The sequence below is a fragment of the Wolbachia endosymbiont (group B) of Longitarsus flavicornis genome (assembly GCF_964028135.1).
Taxonomy (GTDB): Bacteria; Pseudomonadota; Alphaproteobacteria; order Rickettsiales; family Anaplasmataceae; genus Wolbachia.
This window is the reverse complement of record NZ_OZ034758.1, coordinates 674,516-691,642: the sequence shown is the minus strand read 5'-3', so window position 1 is coordinate 691,642 and position 17,127 is coordinate 674,516. Positions and strand designations below refer to the sequence as shown.

12 protein-coding genes are annotated in these 17,127 nt (G+C 34.9%); 6 read left to right on the top strand and 6 right to left on the bottom strand.

Annotated features, from left to right (window positions below; translation table 11 throughout):
• Positions 1 to 17 precede the first annotated feature (17 nt).
• The 4 genes from pdhA (at position 18) to ABWU45_RS03190 (ending at position 5,888) form a co-directional block, all read left to right on the top strand.
• Positions 18 to 998, top strand: coding sequence for a pyruvate dehydrogenase (acetyl-transferring) E1 component subunit alpha (gene pdhA, locus ABWU45_RS03205; protein WP_353276463.1), 981 nt, complete (start codon positions 18 to 20; stop codon positions 996 to 998).
• Between the two features lie 205 nt (positions 999 to 1,203).
• Positions 1,204 to 2,625 (top strand): Asp-tRNA(Asn)/Glu-tRNA(Gln) amidotransferase subunit GatB, encoded by a 1,422-nt coding sequence (gene gatB / locus ABWU45_RS03200; protein WP_353278985.1) that lies wholly within the window; start codon positions 1,204 to 1,206, stop codon positions 2,623 to 2,625.
• 102 nt (positions 2,626 to 2,727) lie between these two features.
• Complete coding sequence (locus ABWU45_RS03195; protein WP_353278984.1) at positions 2,728 to 3,198, top strand: hypothetical protein; 471 nt, start codon at positions 2,728 to 2,730, stop codon at positions 3,196 to 3,198.
• Positions 3,199 to 3,206: 8 nt separating this feature from the next.
• Positions 3,207 to 5,888: an ankyrin repeat domain-containing protein gene (locus ABWU45_RS03190; protein ID WP_353278983.1), complete on the top strand. Its 2,682-nt coding sequence runs from the start codon at positions 3,207 to 3,209 to the stop codon at positions 5,886 to 5,888.
• Between the two features lie 680 nt (positions 5,889 to 6,568).
• On the opposite strand, the gene ABWU45_RS03185 is transcribed toward ABWU45_RS03190, so the two are convergent.
• From ABWU45_RS03185 to ABWU45_RS03165, 5 genes are all read right to left on the bottom strand, one after another.
• On the bottom strand, positions 6,569 to 7,489 hold the full coding sequence (locus ABWU45_RS03185; RefSeq protein ID WP_353278982.1) for a tyrosine-type recombinase/integrase: 921 nt from the start codon (positions 7,487 to 7,489) through the stop codon (positions 6,569 to 6,571).
• Positions 7,490 to 7,491: 2 nt separating this feature from the next.
• A complete protein-coding gene (lpdA, locus tag ABWU45_RS03180) occupies positions 7,492 to 8,871 on the bottom strand; it encodes a dihydrolipoyl dehydrogenase (RefSeq protein ID WP_264376823.1) in 1,380 nt (459 codons plus the stop codon).
• Positions 8,864 to 9,973, bottom strand: coding sequence for a PQQ-binding-like beta-propeller repeat protein (locus tag ABWU45_RS03175; RefSeq protein ID WP_353278981.1), 1,110 nt, complete (start codon positions 9,971 to 9,973; stop codon positions 8,864 to 8,866). The genes lpdA and ABWU45_RS03175 overlap by 8 nt, the downstream gene beginning before the upstream one ends.
• A gap of 417 nt (positions 9,974 to 10,390) precedes the next feature.
• On the bottom strand, positions 10,391 to 12,088 hold the full coding sequence (locus ABWU45_RS03170; RefSeq protein WP_353278980.1) for a recombinase family protein: 1,698 nt from the start codon (positions 12,086 to 12,088) through the stop codon (positions 10,391 to 10,393).
• The gene (locus tag ABWU45_RS03165; protein WP_341819653.1) at positions 12,075 to 12,293 is read right to left on the bottom strand and encodes a hypothetical protein; all 219 of its coding nucleotides are present in this window, start codon (positions 12,291 to 12,293) and stop codon (positions 12,075 to 12,077) included. Before ABWU45_RS03165 ends, ABWU45_RS03170 begins: the two co-directional genes overlap by 14 nt.
• 165 nt (positions 12,294 to 12,458) lie before the next feature.
• On the opposite strand from ABWU45_RS03165, the gene ABWU45_RS03160 reads away from it, so the two are divergent.
• Positions 12,459 to 13,553, top strand: coding sequence for a cbb3-type cytochrome c oxidase subunit I (locus tag ABWU45_RS03160; protein ID WP_410541953.1), 1,095 nt, complete (start codon positions 12,459 to 12,461; stop codon positions 13,551 to 13,553).
• Positions 13,554 to 13,670: 117 nt separating this feature from the next.
• Here ABWU45_RS03160 and ABWU45_RS03155 read toward each other — a convergent pair whose 3' ends face one another.
• Positions 13,671 to 14,393 carry a hypothetical protein gene (locus ABWU45_RS03155; RefSeq protein WP_353278978.1) on the bottom strand — a complete coding sequence of 241 codons (723 nt, stop codon included), beginning with the start codon at positions 14,391 to 14,393 and terminating at the stop codon, positions 13,671 to 13,673.
• Positions 14,394 to 14,551: 158 nt separating this feature from the next.
• Between ABWU45_RS03155 and ABWU45_RS03150 the strand changes: the two genes are divergently transcribed.
• A complete protein-coding gene (locus ABWU45_RS03150) occupies positions 14,552 to 17,116 on the top strand; it encodes a valine--tRNA ligase (protein WP_353278977.1) in 2,565 nt (854 codons plus the stop codon).
• The last annotated feature ends 11 nt before the right edge of the window (positions 17,117 to 17,127 follow it).

Below are 17,127 nucleotides of genomic sequence, written 5' to 3'. Positions count from 1 at the left end.
AATAAAAGAAAGTCAATATGAAAGCAGAAAATTTCACTAAAGAACAGGTGATTGGATTCTACAGAAAAATGCTTCTCATACGCAGATTTGAGGAAAAAGCAGGACAATTATACGGAATGGGATTAATAGGCGGATTCTGTCACTTATCAATAGGGCAAGAAGCAGTTGCAGTTGGGACTCAAGCTGCATCAAAATCTGGTGATGCTTTTATCACAAGCTATAGAGACCATGGCTTAATGCTTGCATGTAATTCTGATCCGAATGTTGTGATGGCAGAACTAACCGGCAAAGAAACAGGGTGTTCAAAAGGCAAAGGTGGCTCCATGCACATATTTGATGTTGAAAAAAATTTCTTTGGTGGACATGGAATAGTAGGTGCACAAGTCCCAATTGGTACAGGAATAGCATTTGCTAATAAATACAAGAAAAAAGATAACGTTGTATTCACATATTTTGGTGACGGTGCTGCAAATCAAGGACAAGTATATGAATCATTTAATATGGCATCTTTGTGGAAGTTACCTGTGGTTTATATCATAGAAAATAACGAATACGCAATGGGAACTTCTGTGCAAAGATCAACTTTAGTAACTGAACTATATAAAAGAGGAGAGAGTTTTGGTATTCCTGGAAAACAAGTTGATGGAATGGATTTTTTCTCTGTCTATGAGGTAACAAGTGAAATAGCTGAGCACGTACGTGGGGGAAAAGGACCTCTCTTGCTTGAAATGAAGACATATAGATATCGTGGCCATTCGATGTCAGATCCTGCTACTTATCGCTCAAAAGAAGAAGTTGAAGATATGAAGCAAAATCATGATCCTATAAGCACCTTAAAGCAGTATATAACAGACAATAAAATCGCTTCTGATGAAGAATGCAAAGCTATTGATAAGGAAATACGAGATTTAGTAAAAAAGTCAGAAGATTTTGCTAAAAATAGTAAAGAGCCAGGCATTGATGAACTATATACTGATGTTTATAAATTTGTTAGCTAATCAGTTGCCATCAAAATTATGTTTTGGCCTACTATAGATATTTTTTGGCAGCACTTAACTTTATTATATAACAGCCTAGTCAATAGAAACTGTAGTAACTCTTATATTATTGATATACACCGCTCTTGGATCATAGGTTAAATGAGTTTTATTTGACTTTTTGTGCTAGTTTGCAGAATATAAAGTTATTAATTGAATAAAATACATGACAAAAGAAAACTGGGAGACAGTAATTGGACTTGAGGTACACGCTCAGGTTTCTTCTAAGACAAAGCTATTTTCTAGTTCATTAACGGAATTTGGCACTGAGCACAATACTCAAGTTTCTCTAGTTGATGCAGCAATGCCAGGTACACTACCAGTATTAAATTATAGCTGCATAGAGCAAGCAATATGCACCGGACTTGCAATTTCTGCAGAAATTAATAAATGCTCTTACTTTGACCGGAAAAATTATTTTTATCCCGATTTACCACAAGGTTATCAAATAACCCAGTTCTTTGAGCCAATAGTTAAAAATGGCAAAGTTTTTATCAATAATAATGAAAAAGAAATAAGAATCGCAAGAATTCACTTAGAGCAAGATGCAGGAAAGAGTATTCATGAAGAAAGCAAAACTTACATAGATTTAAATCGTGCAGGTGTTGCTTTAATGGAAATTGTTTCAGAGCCAGATCTTCGTTCATCTGCAGAAGCTGCAGAATTCATGAAAAAATTGAGGCAGATTTTGCGTTACATCGGTTCATGTGATGGTGATATGGAAAAGGGGTCACTTCGCTGTGATGCAAATGTTTCTGTTCGCCCAAAGGGCAGTAGCACATTTGGCACTCGTTGTGAAATAAAAAACTTAAATTCAATACGTTATATTGTACAAGCTATAGATTATGAAGCACAAAGGCAGATCAAAATTTTGGAAAGCGGAGGAGAAATAAGTCAAGATACCTTATTGTTTGATGTCACTTTAGGAAAAACAAAAGTGATGAGAAGCAAAGAAGATTCAAGTGACTATAGATATTTCCCTGAACCTGATTTGCTACCTGTTGAAATAAGCCAAGACAAAATTGATTCTATTAAATCATCTTTACCCGAGTTGCCAGATCAAAAAAAACTTCGATACATAGCGGAATTAGGTATCAATGAATATGATGCAGACGTTATCACTTCTGATAAAGAAATTGCCGATTATTTTGAAAAATTAGCAAAAAAGCATGATTCAAAGATTGCAGTTACCTGGTTAACCGTCGAGCTTTTCGGTCGTTTAAATAAAACAAATATTGATATTGTTAGCTCTCCAATTAAAGCAGATGCTTTATCCGAGCTCCTCGACTTTATCGTCGATGGAACGATCTCTGCTAAACTTGGCAAACAAGTTTTTGATATTATGTTTGAAACTGGCAAACCTGCGTCTTTGATTATAGAAGAACAGGACCTCAAGCAAATAACCGATAAAGGTCAAATATCAGAGATCATAGATAAAATCATCGATAACAACCAAGATAAGGTTCAAGAATACAAAAGCGGTAAAACAAGATTATATGGATTCTTTGTTGGTGAAGTCATGAAATTCACCAAAGGAAAAGCCAGCCCCGATGTGGTGAACTTGGTTTTGAGTGAAAGATTAGGATAAAAACAGGGGTAATGTATCTAGAAGACGATTCTAATTAATTGGGGGGTCAAACGCTTTTACCATGGTATTACCTTCCAAGAGTTATTGATCGTAATATCTCTAATGTCTAAGATGGGTAAAGAATGTTCTTTCTCCATAGACACAGAGTTAGAGTCAGCTCAAGGTTTTGATGATATTGTTGTCCGGCATGAGCAAAATAAAGGTATAGTATATGAGTTTACACAAGTTAAACACAACCAAGATGGAACTAAAAAAATCAGTGTAAGTAGCTTATTAACAAAAAGTGGTGAGTTTAGTATTTTAAAACTTTTTCCTGCCTATTTAAAAATCAAAAATAGTGAAAAGTTTAGTGATGGAATAAAGCATTTTCTTTTTGCTACGAATATGGATCTTGATTCACCATATTCAATACAACACGAAGTAAGAAACCTAAGAGCAATGTTAAGTGGAGAAAATAAAGGAAAAAAACTTTCATTTGTAAGGATAGACACGAAAGATGAGTTTCTGGATATAGGTGATAGTGCAAGATATAGAATTAGTGATTCAGATGGTAGTGCTGCTCAATACTTGTGAAACAAAATATGGATTTTATAAAGCGTGAGATAGGCAAGGAAGTTAGCAATAAAGAGATAGAAGACTTTTTAAATGAATCGGTGTTTGTGGTTAATTTACCCCATGAAGCTCAGCTAAGAAAATTATTGCTAGGTAAGTTTAGTAGTAGGTTGAACAAAAAGTTTGGCTATACTGGTGACAATCAAATCTTTTGTAATGATCTTCTAAAAAAAATATCAGACTGGGTAAAAGATATAAAAGCGCGTCCTTTTTCGCACAAAGAGGGAGAAGAGCTTTTTCGAGAAGTGGAGCTATGGGCTAGTACTTTAGGTAAGATAGAACAAGGAGTAGAGAGAATAGAAAGAAAGGTTGATGAGATAGGAGAAGTATTAAATAATCAGCAAGCACGTAAAGAACCTATTTGGTTTAATATGAGGTATCCAGTTAAAACGTTTACTGGTAGAAGGAGTGAATTACAAAAGATATACAAAGAGTTGCACAAAACTACAAATGAGCAAGCGGAAGTATCACAAATAGTTGTCATTAGCGGTCCTGACGGAGTAGGGAAGAATGGATTGGCTATAGAATATGCTTATAAACGTAAAGAAGATTATGATGGTAACCTTGTACGGATAAATGCAGAAACACCAAAGGATCTTGAAGAGTCGTTTAAAGGATTAGCTAAAAAGCTAAATAAAAGATTACCTGAAGGTTCGAAAATTTCTATTACAGAAGAAGACACTGAACAAGAAAAGGGAATCAGGTCTGTTATTAAAGACGTATATAGGTATTTCGAAGATATAAAAAGTCTTTTTATTTTCGATAATGCAAGAGAATATAAATACATTAGAAAGTTTTTACCTTCATCTTTACACCCTAGACATAAAAAACCTTATGTTTTAATTACTTCTCATGATCAAAAATGGGATTCGGTAGAAGAAGGAGATATAAAAGTAATACGGTTAAATGAATTTTGTAAAACAGAAGCTTGCGAGTTTGTTAAAAAAGCTTTGAACATAGAGGACAATTTACAGGATCAGGAAATAGAAGAATTAACAGAAAAGCTGCAGTATGTTCCCTTGGCTTTAAAACAAGCAACCGTATATATTTGCAACAAAAATAAAAAATCAAAGTTGAGAGGTTATGGAAGATTTGAGGTAAGTGATTACTTAAAGGAATTCCAACAACATACAAGAAAGTCACTTAAAGAAGGAGATTGTGAAGGCGAAGATCGTTATACTGAAGCAGTTTCAATAACTTGTAATACTACGATGACACATATACAAAAAGAATATGGCTGTGAAGCGTTGAATATTCTGGAAACAATGGCTTATCTTGCTCCTGACAAGATTCATATAGAAGAAGTCTTTTCAAAGTTAATAGCAGAGGATAAGGAAAAGTTATGGAAGGCTGTTGAGCTACTCGATAGATATTCAATGATTGACTTGAAAGAGGAAGTGGCAAGTATTCACAGAGTAGTGCAGGGAATAACTAGATTAAAATTACAAAAGGAGGGCCAAGAAGAGGAAGTTCTAAGGAAAGCTTTGGAATTGATAAACAGTGGTGGTTTAGCACAAGGTAGTATGAGCCATATTGCATTTGTATGGGGATACGCAAGTACATACGGTAAGTTGATTGATAACTTTTACTTTAACTCATTTTATGTATATGGAGGAACACTGTTTATAAGGAAAAGCACCCCTTTGCACTTGCTTGCTGAAAGTGGTGATTGTAAAGCAATTAGTGCAATAATAACACATATAGAAAAATATTACCCAGGTGAATTGGTAAAAATTGTTAATGTTAAGGACAATCACGGTCAAACTTTGTTGCATATTGCTGCTAAGAGTGGAAATTTGAATGTAATGAAATGTCTAGTCAATAAAGGTGCTAGCACTAATACTAAAGATAAATATGATAATACTCCATTGCATTCAGCTGCTTACGCTGGGGAATTGGATATAGTAAAATACCTGATTATTAAAAATAATAACATTAATGCTAAAGGCGAATATGGCAGGACTCCATTACACATTGCTGCTATAAATGGAGATCTAGATATGGTGGAATATCTAATCAAAAGGTATGCTAATATTGACGCTAAAGACAATTGTGGTATGACTCCATTACATTTAGCTGCTGACGTTGGGGAATTGGGTATAGTGGAACACCTAATTAATGAGGATGCTTATGTTGATGCTAGGGACGAACACTACAGAACCCCATTATTTTTTGCTGCTGAGAATGGAAAATTAAATGTAGTGAAGTGCCTAATTGAAAAAGGTGCTAATGTTAATGCCAAGAATGAATATGGCGAAACAGCGTTACACCGCGTTGTCTATAAAGCCACTTTCAGTGGAGACTTAAGAATAGTGGAGTTTCTAATCAATAAAGGTGCTAATGTTAATGCTAGAGATAGAAATAGTAGAACTCTATTACACTACTCTGCTTTATCTGGAAGCTGCAATATTGCAGAATGCCTTATTCGAGAAGGTGCTAATATTAATGCTAAGGATAAAGATGGCAACACTGCACTACACTTGGCTGTTATTAGGCAAAAGGTTGATATAACGAGGACGCTACTAAAACACAATGCAAACGTTAACGCTAGAAATAATTTAGGGAATACAGTACTGGACTGTGCAGTTGATAACTGCCAAGAACTTGTGGAGTTGCTTTTAACCCATGATGAAAGTGTTGAAGTAGCTTAAGAGAAAATTATTTATCTGTTTATTTTAACGTCCCAAAAATGTTTAACAAAAGTGTGTCAAACTGAATTTTTAGTTTAACTCAATTTTCAATAGATTTCTTGCATAAACAGGTGTCATCCCAGCTGGAACCCAATATCTGGATTCCAGTGTCACGCGCTGGAATGACATCAACTTTTGAATTCGAGTTATGCAAGAAATCCAACATATTAGGAACGACAATATCAGGTTGAGATGTAGTTCATATGTAAAGGTAACCTCTACTTTTCCTCAGCTTTCTTTCTAGGCTCTGTAAACAAAATTTTAAAGAAGCCATATAGTGTAGCTAGAGACATTTTTAGTCAACTGAGTAATTTTGTTCCTCTAGCCTGAGGTCAAAATAAATTTGAATGGGTTTCCCAGTACGTCAACAAGTGCATGAACTTTAGTCGCAAATCCCCGTCCTCAATTAATTTGACCTGCTAACATTTTGTACACAGAGCCTAGCTCTTTTGCTATTTGCTTGACTTGTTTCTTTACATAGCTTCTAATTTAAATTCTGCTGTCTATTCTCTTTCATTCACAACCTTTTGCAAAACGTTTTGCTTTCTCTCTGCTGGTCACTATTGCTTATATAAAGCAAGTACAGTACTGAATGATGTTGCAAGCACTCAGTTCGGCAATACTATCGATTTAAGACTAAGTTAAGATTTCGATTTTTTATTCAAACTCTTCTGAAAGTTTTTATACATATTGAAGACATCTTGATAATTTAGGTGAGTGTAAACTTGAGTAGTTTCAAGGTTTGAGTGGCCAAGCAGCTGTTGTATTGATCTTATGTCAATATCTTCCTGAAGCAAATGAGTAGCAAAACTATGGCGAAATGCATGTGGAGATAAAATTTCTGGTAAGTTTAAAAATCTTCTTATTTTTTGCAAACGATTAGCAACATAAGTTCTTCCCAATTTTTTTCCTCTTACCCCGACAAAAAGATGTCCCGCTTCGTCAAAGTGGGGACAAGCTTTTATATATTTTTGTATACACTTTTTTACTACTGGAAGAATAAATACCTGCCTTTGTTTATCTCCCTTACCTGTTACTATTAAACTTTCATTGCTAATATCACTAACCTTAAGATTCAGTGCTTCAGTGATTCTTAAGCCCGTACCATATAGCAGAACGACAATTGCAATTTCTCTTTTTACCACCCAAGGCTCGCCTAGATCAGGCAATTTCATTTCTTTCAATAGAGTTTCTATGTTAGATATTGAAAGTGCTTTAGGTAGAGTTCTTCTCTGAATTGGCCTTGATAAAGAAAATACCGCTTCATTATTTATTTCATAATTGTTTTTTATATATTTGAAAAAATTTCTGATTACTGACAATGCGCGAGTGTTAGATCTCGCATTTACACCTCTTGCATAACGAGAGGTAAACCAACTTCTCAGTTCAGGTATGCTTAATTTTTCTAAAGAGCCAACATTTACTTCTTCACCAATGTGAGTATTGAGGAAACTTATAAGATCTTTGAGGTCCCTCATGTATGACTCCAAAGTGTTTGGTGAGTAAGACCTGTTGTACTTTAGCCAATCATACCATTTTTCAATGATTGAACCGAGGTCCACAGTTACTTTTTAAAGAAAGCATCGATGCACGCATCCCTAAAGGCTTCATTTATATCAGGATGAGAGTGACAAATTCTGTATATATCCTCTGCTGCTGCACCATATGCCATTGCAACCGCTGCTTCATTGATTAGCGTATCAGCGTATGCTCCTATGATATGTACACCGAGTATTGTATCTGCTTTGCTACAAGTCAGAACTTTCACGAATCCCTCAGCATCGTCAGTGACTTTTGCTCTACCGTTTGCAGCAAATTGACATTTACCAACTTTATACTTTCGACCAGCACTTTTTAGTTCTTCTTCAGTTTTACCGATTGAAGAAACTGCAGGGTGGGTGTAAATGACTGACGGTATGATTTCATAATCAACGTGAGGCAATTGCCTTGCTAGTATCTCTGCAACTGCCACCCCTTCTTCCTCAGCTTTGTGAGCAAGCATTGCTCCACCAATCACATCACCAATAGCAAATATTCCTTTTACGTTGGTTTCATAACTATTGTTGACTTTAATAAAGCCACGACTGTCTTTTTCTATTTTTTCAAGACCCTCAGAGCATGGTTTGCGCCCTGCTGCCACCAATACCTTATCCGCCTCTATAGTGTTTGTTTGATTATCTTTTACAGAGCAAACTTTCACACTCAAAGAGTTACTACTTTGTTTTATTCCCTCAACTTTAGTTCTAAGTAAAAATTTTATTCCTTGTTTTTGTAGACTAGAAAGTAGAGACTTACTTAATTCTCCATCCATTGCTGCAGCGATTCTGTCAAAAAATTCTACTACAGTGACTTCAGACCCTAGCCTCCTCCATACAGAAGACATTTCAAGCCCTATTGCCCCGGCTCCGATTACGACAAGTTTTTTTGGTACTTCAGTTAAAGACAATGCACCAGTTGATGAAATAATACTTTTCTCATCGATATTAATTCCTGGCAAAGAAATAACGTCAGAACCGGTTGCAATTACTATATTTTTTGTCTTCAGCACCTTACCTTCAACTGAAACTTCAAGGTTGCCTTGATCAAAAGAAGTAATTTTTCCAAGTCCATTGATCTTAGTAATTTTGTAAAGGTTAAACAGATATTCTATGCCTTTTCCAAGTTCCTGAACTCTAGCGTCTTTATAGCCTATCATTTCTCTCAAATCGAGACTTACATCCTTAACTTTTATCCCAAGTTTTGATAGATTATTTTTCGCGCTAGCATACTGATAAGAGGAATGGAGTAATGCTTTTGATGGTATACACCCAACTCGCAAACACGTGCCACCAAAAATGCTATTTTTGTCTATACAAGCAACTTTGAGTCCAAGTTTTGCAGCAGCAATAGCGCATTTGTAACCACCTGGACCACCACCTATAATAATTAAATCATAATCAGTCATAAAAAACAAACCTATTTTCTAAAGAATAAACACCATTTCCTTCAGTCGTTATATACATCTTACCATGGGTAAATACTGGAGCATGAAACACATTACCGGGTATTTTAATTACCCTTCCTGTACTTTCAGATCCAGGAAAAGCAAATATTGAACCTTTATTACTTGTTACCCAAAGCGTATGGGCATACATAATTGGAACAAACAATTGCACATTCTCTATAAAATCAGATGTCCAAACTGTTTTTCCACTTTGTATGTCGATGCCAATTACCTTATTATCTTTAGTCACCATGAAAATTCTTCCGCCTTCTTTTTGTTTCTCTGCAGGAATAAGAGGGCTATAATATGACTCAATGTTTGATATACTTTTTACTTGTAGTGGCCTTGACCATAAAATATTTCCTGAGTTTACGTCAATGCTATAAATATAAGAGTTGCTCGTAGCTATTAAGATATTATCGTGTACTCTAGGTGTAGTAGTTACATCTGTAAGCTGTGTGTCTAAAAGATTTGTAGCTAATTTTTGGCTCCATAGTTTTTTACCTTCTTCATTAAAAGCTATTAACTCGCCATTTGAAAATGGTGCCATTATTTTATCATTAGAGACTGCTGGTGAGATGGAATATAAACCTCGAACCTCATTTATACCATTTTGATAAGCCCAAATGGGGCTGCCATCTTTTATATCAAATACATGTAGATAGTTATCAATAGTCAATACTACCAACTTATTGTTTATTACTATTGCTTTCCCTCTTGCCGGAGCTCTTAATTCTTTTTCCCATTGAATCTCCCCTGTTTTCGCATCTATTGTGTGTAGAATGTTATCCACTACAAAGAAAACATTTTCTTTGTAGCTCGATAAACTCATATTACCAATTTTTTTCCTACTTGAGAGGTATAATTTCCAATTTATAACTCTTGGGTTATCGATATCAAAGGAATATAAGGTACCGTTCTTGTCTGGTAAAATAACGCTATTTTCTGTAAGTATTGGAGCTACATATCCTTGAGATAATTTTTTATCTACTAAACTTATTCGTTCGCTTGCCATTGTATAGTTACTATACAATAACATTATCATGACAATTATTATTTTCATTATTTAGTGAAAACAAGATTCATTAATATACATACTAGAAACGTAAATCACAACGAAAATGTTCTTAATTGTGGATCAAAAGCATTAACGTAATGTCATACCATTATGTAAAGATTCTCTTACTGTAATAACTTTTATCAAGTATGGACTAAAAGAAATATCTATAGCTCAAACTAATGCTGTCAGTAATACTACTCCAATATGAAACAGGCAGCATTTTCAGGATGAAAGATATTGTTGTGATGTCATTCATTTGAACTACTCATATCAATTTGAAAAATGTATACTATCTTATGTTATAGTACCTAAAAGTAAATGCTCAACATACAAAATAACGCTTCACTTTGCAGGCAATGGATATTCTTGGCAGTACTTGCTCTTGCTTGTTCTGGAGTGCTGTCAATAATTGTTATTTTTCTACGATTGCCTTTTATTTCTTCTCTCATTCCTTCTGCACAATATATCTTTGATAATGCACTGGTGTTGACTCCTGCAACAATGTTGCAATAAACTTTGGTCCGCTTTTCCACTGTGTGTGAAAGAGTCTGGCAGCTCTTTTACTCGAAACACGATATGCACGTCTTCATGGTTAATCTCAATTCGCTTAACTAATGTTCTAATGATATCACGTCTAGTTAGCCAATCTGCGTTATCAAGACTTGAGTTAACGCTAGAAGAAAACTCTTCTAAAGTAGTCACCACTAGAGTTAAGTCTTGTTCAAGTCTTTTTTGATCAAATATCTTTTTCTTTTGCTCTCCGATCATTTGTAAGGTTTGTTTCATTGCTTTAATTCTTGGTTTAAACTCTTCTTCATTGATGTATCCTTGAGTATAGCCATCAATAAGCCTTGCAATGCCACAGTTTAATTGATCTTCTTTTTTCTCAAGAAAGTCACTTTTTTGATCTAATGGTGATTTTTTAATCTCTGAAAGTCTACGCTTGTATTCTTCTAATATCCGAGTAGGATTTTTCAATAGGTATTTTACCTCTTCCCATACAGCCACGTCTAATACATCTGTACGAATCATTCTATTATTACACATTTTATTGCCACCAAAGTGACCTCGCTCCGTACCAGTACAACGATAATATGTTCGACGAGCGCTAGAGCAAGTGCTAATACCATGATATCCATAATGACAAAGCTGACATACTGTTAAACCTTGCAACAAGTAATTTGCTCCCATTCGTCTTCTCCTAGCTATTCTTTTATTTTCAGTTAGCTGTTCTTGAACTATATCAAATAAATCTTCGTTTATAATATTAGGTACAGGAATATAAATCCAATTTTCTTTATCAGTACGAAAAGTAGAATAATTGTCTTTCGGTTGCTCACAAGAGCGTTTCTGTGGTCTTACGTGTTTTAATTTTACTCCTAGCTTTTTTTTACCGAATGCTGCTTGTCCTTTATAAGCAGGATTTTGTAATAGACGACAGACTACACTCCTATCCCAATACCTTTTTCCTGTTCGTGTTACGATGGACATAGCTCTTAATCTATGACATACTTCTCCAATGCTTACTCTTCCCCTTCCCACCCAAAAAAACATTTTACGAATGACTTCAGCTTCCTCTTCATTAATTTCAAAAAAGGCTTGTCCTCCTCCTATATGCTTATTTATATAACGATAGCCATAAGGAGCTCCACTCATTACATTTATACTGCCTTTATTGGCTGCGTGAATCTTGCCTCTACGACTTCGTTCCATAATTTTTGCACGTTCATATTCTGCTATCATACCCTGTATTTGTAATAGTAATTGAGATTCTGGATTATCGTCAATTTGACAATTCAAGAAAACTGTTTCTACACCCAATTTCTTAAATTCATCAACTAATAACATTTGATGTACATATTTGCGAGCCAAACGATCAGGAGAATGAATATAAACCTTATTAATATTACCTTCTGCTATTTGATCTCTTAATTTTTCTAAACTAGGACGTATTATATCAGAGCCACTATAACCATTATCAATAAATTTATATTCACTTAGTAATTTATGTCCATCAGCACTAATCTTATTCTCTATAGCAGTAATTTGGCTTGCTATTGTATCTCCTTGCACTTGTTTTCCTGAAGAAACTCTCGCGTACAGACTAACAGTTATCATTGCTCCCCCTTAAATTGATTCTATTGTTACATTCAAAAATTTTCTCCTTTTGGCTCCCATTTACTTGTTTATTTAATGCTAGTTTTTTATATGCATCTAATAAGTACAATTCTGCTAACCGATTAGGTTCATAACTATAGCTAACACGAACAGTCAGTTTCTTTTTTCCCATGAGCTTTCCTTGAAAATATATAAATATGTTCATATATCACTCATCGAAACAGATGGTCAGTTGATCGTTGGTTCTATAAGTGAAAACAACTCCTCGTTCTTTGAGTAGAAGCTGCCGGGAAATTATTTTTTTTAGTTTTATGTTTGTTGCAACATTGTTGCAGGGGTAATACACGTAAATTTGTCAATTTTGGTATGGATGTGCTCTATAATATCTCTGCTCTTCATCATAAACTTAAAAAACACCAATCATTGGTTTAACTTCTCATGGATTCTCTCAATCCTTTCCATGCTGCTAATGTTTATATCTGCATTTGTTCCAAATACTGAAGTTATCAAAAGTAACTATATACCTGTATTACAAAACAAATTATTTTTACTTGGACTCAGTCTTTTCATTACCAGCATATTGATAAATACAGCTCTAGCCTACATATCAAATAAACAAGACTCATATCTTTCAATCGGACAAATTGGCCTGGTCATTATACTTGTGTCATCATTTCTTTGTGTTGTTTTAGCACATAAAAATATGCCTCCAGGTCTATATCACTCAGACAAGAATTTATTTTATGAATATCTCTTTTGGGGAGGCGGACATTTACTGCAGTTTGCCTTTGCTCAAGCAATGTTTTTAGTTTATTTGATCATACTGAATGCTCGCTATATTAGTCTAAATAAAATTACCATTTTACCACTATTTATAAACACAGTTTTGACCGTAGGTGCGCCGTTTATATACTTTATTTATTCGGCGGATAGTGCTGAATTGATACAGTTTTTTACCTGGCATATGAGAATTGCTGGAGCAGTTCTGCCGTGCTTTTTAACAATATTAGTGTATTGCAACATAAAAACCCTGCTCAATGATAAGGGCAATTATCTTCTTCACTCGTTTGTATTGTTCATTTATGGAGGTGTGCTTGGAGTGCTAACTATTGAAGGAAATGTCACTATTCCTGCGCATTATCATGTTTCTGTAGTTGGTATTACTATAGCTTTTATGAATTTTGTCTACTGGCTGTTACCAAAATTGGGCTGTAAAGAAATAAAAAGCTCCATAGTAAGATTACAGATTTATGCATATAGCTTGGGACATTTTCTCCACATTACTGGACTTGTTTGGCTTGGTGGATATGGTGCCTTAAGAAAAGTTGCAGATCTGCCAAGTATTTCATCAATGTTGGCACGTGCTTGTTTTATTACGGGTGGAGCTATATCAGTTATTGGTGGAATGTTATTCGTAATAATTGTGATTTTACATCTTCTTAAAGGCAAGGCTCGTACCAACTAACCCACAGAAACAAAACTAAAAATTTTAGTGTAAAATTACTATATTTACTTTGTACTATGGCTCAAACAACCTGCTTCAAATTTGGAAAGGCAGTGAAATGAAAAAAACTATATCAAGCTACACTGAATTCTTATTTGCTACTCCTTGTGGTTCTTGTGTTCCATTTACTTGAGAGCTAGGTTTCATTATTAAATCACCAGCTAAGAATGCAGATACTGTTGCTATAACAACGATTAACCACATGTCCAATTTAGTTGTATGTTCAAGTGTAATATACACTACTAACCCAACAGCAAGACCATTACTAGCAGTAGCGATATATGTTGCTTTTTCTTTTAGTTGTTTATTTGCTTCATTTTTGACTTCTAATATTTTCTTTTCTTGCTGTGATTGCTGGATTTGAGTATTTAGTTTATTCTTTTCAGCTTTTAATTCTATATTTTCGTTCTGAGCTGTATTCCTTGCATATTCTAAAGCTCTATTTAACCGTTCAGCTCTATCCTTTTTAGTTTGCAAGTCTTTATTCTCTATCTCTAGCTGTTCAAGTTTATTTATTTTTTGTTTCATTTCATCTGATACTTCATTAATCAGTTTTGCTAAGCCTAATTTTGCTAAGCTAGGCAAAGAGTATCGCTCACGTAGAACATTTCTAAGATCTTTTTTTAGTTCATTTGTCATTTTGCTTCTTAATATATTGTTTACCTCTTCTACACTTTTTTTACCCTCTAATTCCAGCACGCCTTCAATCAGTTCTGCTAGTTCTATTTTCGCTGAGTTGGGTATATAGCGTCGGCTAGTTAGAATATCTTTAAGATATTTTAAACAAAGAAACTCAAACATAATAAACCTCAATATTAAAAATTTATTATGGAATATGTTTAAAACTATAAAGTCAAGGAGGATTTGTATCATAACAATGCTAAATCAAAATGGCAGACATTAAAATTGCTGTATTTGCTCAATTGTGCTAACTTAAAGCTTAAAATTGAAAAATATTTATGTTAGAAGAAAAATACAGCTTTAGAGAAATTGAAGACAAATACAACATATTATGGGAAGGTAGTAAAGTTTATAAATGGAATGGTGAAAAGGATAATACTTTCACTATAGATACGCCTCCACCAACGATATCGGGAAAGTTGCACATTGGACATATATTTAGCTATTGCCATACGGACTTTATTGCAAGGTTTCAACGTATGCTGGGGAAAGATGTGTTTTATCCAATTGGATTTGATGATAATGGACTTCCCACTGAAAGGTTAGTTGAGCAGACCTATAAAACCCGTGCAAAAGAAGTTGGCAGAGAAGAATTTATAGAGATGTGCCATGAAGTTATTGAGAAGTCAAAGCAGGAATTCAAGGAATTGTTTAAATCAGTCGGTATTAGTTATGACTGGAATTTAGAGTATCACACAATTAGTAAAGAAGCTGTGACACTTTCTCAAATGTCATTCATTGATCTATATAACAAAGGATATGCCTACAGGAAAATGCAACCTATTCTTTGGGACCCAGTTGATAAAACCGCAATTGCGCAAGCGGAAATAGAGGATAAAGTCTTTGAGTCATCTTTGAACACGATAGTTTTTTCCACTGAAAAAAATGAGCAGATTCATATTGCAACTACGCGACCTGAATTACTTCCTGCATGTGTTGCAGTCTTTTGTCATCCAGAAGATGCACGATATGCCCATCTGATTGGAGAAATAGCCATAGTGGCAATTACAGAGGAAAAAGTTCCAATAATAGCTGATGATAAGGTAAAAATAGATAAAGGTACTGGGCTTGTTATGTGCTGTACATTTGGTGATGAGCTTGACATATATTGGCAGCAAAAGCATAATCTGCCGGTGACAATTATAATTGATCAGGATGGAAGGATAAACCTGCATGCAGTGTGTGATCAAAAATCGATCCCAGTGTCAAGCACTGGGATGACAGGGGAGAAAGATGCCCAGTATCAAGATACTCAGATGACAGAGGAGCCACATGCCGGTGTCATCCAAGTAGCTGACACTGGGATCCATGGACTAAAAGTTAAAGAAGCAAGAAAGAGGATCATTGAAATCCTCAGTGGAAAAGGACTTTTAATAGAAAGCACTAGCATTTCTCATTCTGTTAAATGTGCTGAAAGATCTGGTGCGCCGCTTGAAATATTACCTACTTATCAATGGTTTGTCAAGACTTTAGAGCAAAAAACTCAAGTATTAGATAAAGTGAGTAAATGTAATTGGCATCCAGAATCTATGCGTAAACGTATGGAGGTGTGGATAGAAGGGCTAAGTTGGGATTGGTGCATCTCAAGACAGCGTTATTTTGGTGTACCATTTCCAGTTTGGTATTCAAAACGTAAGGGAGAAGAAGGCAAAATCATTCTAGCTGAAGTAAAGGATTTACCTGTAGATCCACTCAAAGATTTGCCGAAAGGGTATATTAAAGAAGAAGTTACTCCAGATCAAGATGTGATGGATACTTGGGCAACAAGTGCGATCACTCCTCAACTAAGTGCACTAGCAGTAAACAGTGAGCTCGGTTTACCAAGCCATCGGTATGATAAGATATTTCCTGCAGATCTGCGCAGCCAAAGCCATGAGATAATAAGAACTTGGGCTTTTTATACGATTTTGAAGGCGCATTATCATGCAGATTCACTCCCCTGGAAAAATATCATGATTAGTGGTTGGTGTTTGGCTGATGATAAAAAAAAGATGAGTAAATCAAAAGGTAACGTCATCACTCCTCATGTAATGCTTGAAACCTATGGAGCTGACGTAGTACGCTATTGGGCAGCAAACTCAAGACTTGGAGTTGACACAGTCTACTCTGAAAATATCTTCAAAATTGGCAAACGACTTGTTACGAAACTTTGGAATGCCAGCAAATTTGTTTCCATATTTATGGAAAAACATCAAGCATTGAGCATAAATTCCATCAGTGAGACGATGGATAAGTGGATATTGTCCAAATTATATAAAGTGATAGAAAAAACGACGAACAACCTATTACAGTTTGAATACTGCGAAGCTTTGAGCGCAATAGAAGAATTTTTTTGGAAAGATTTTTGTGATAATTACTTAGAGTTAGTTAAAAAACGTGCATATGGAGATGCATTGGACAGCGAGGCAAACATGAGTGCGAAACAGAGTTTGGCATATGTACTCAATATTATTTTGCGGTTATTTGCACCATTTTTGCCATACATTACAGAGGAAATATATCATCAGTTGTATAGTTATAACTCCGTTCACAATAAAAGTAATTGGCCTAACAAGGAAGAACTTACCTATGATAAGTATTCTGAGGAAATGGGAGATAATTTCGTGCAGATATTAAACCTTGTGAGAAAAATAAAAGCAGATAATAACGTATCAGTTAAGCATCTTATACAAAAGTTGATGATAAAAGCGAGTGTAAAAGAGGATGAGTTAAATTATTCTGCTCAGCATGATTTGCAGTCAGTTTGCAATGCTGAAGTGATAGAATGGGTTGAGAGTACAGAAGCAGAGCTTATAACTGAGAATGGAAAATTTACTGTAAGTTTATTGATTGATGTAACTTAGCATTCGTATTA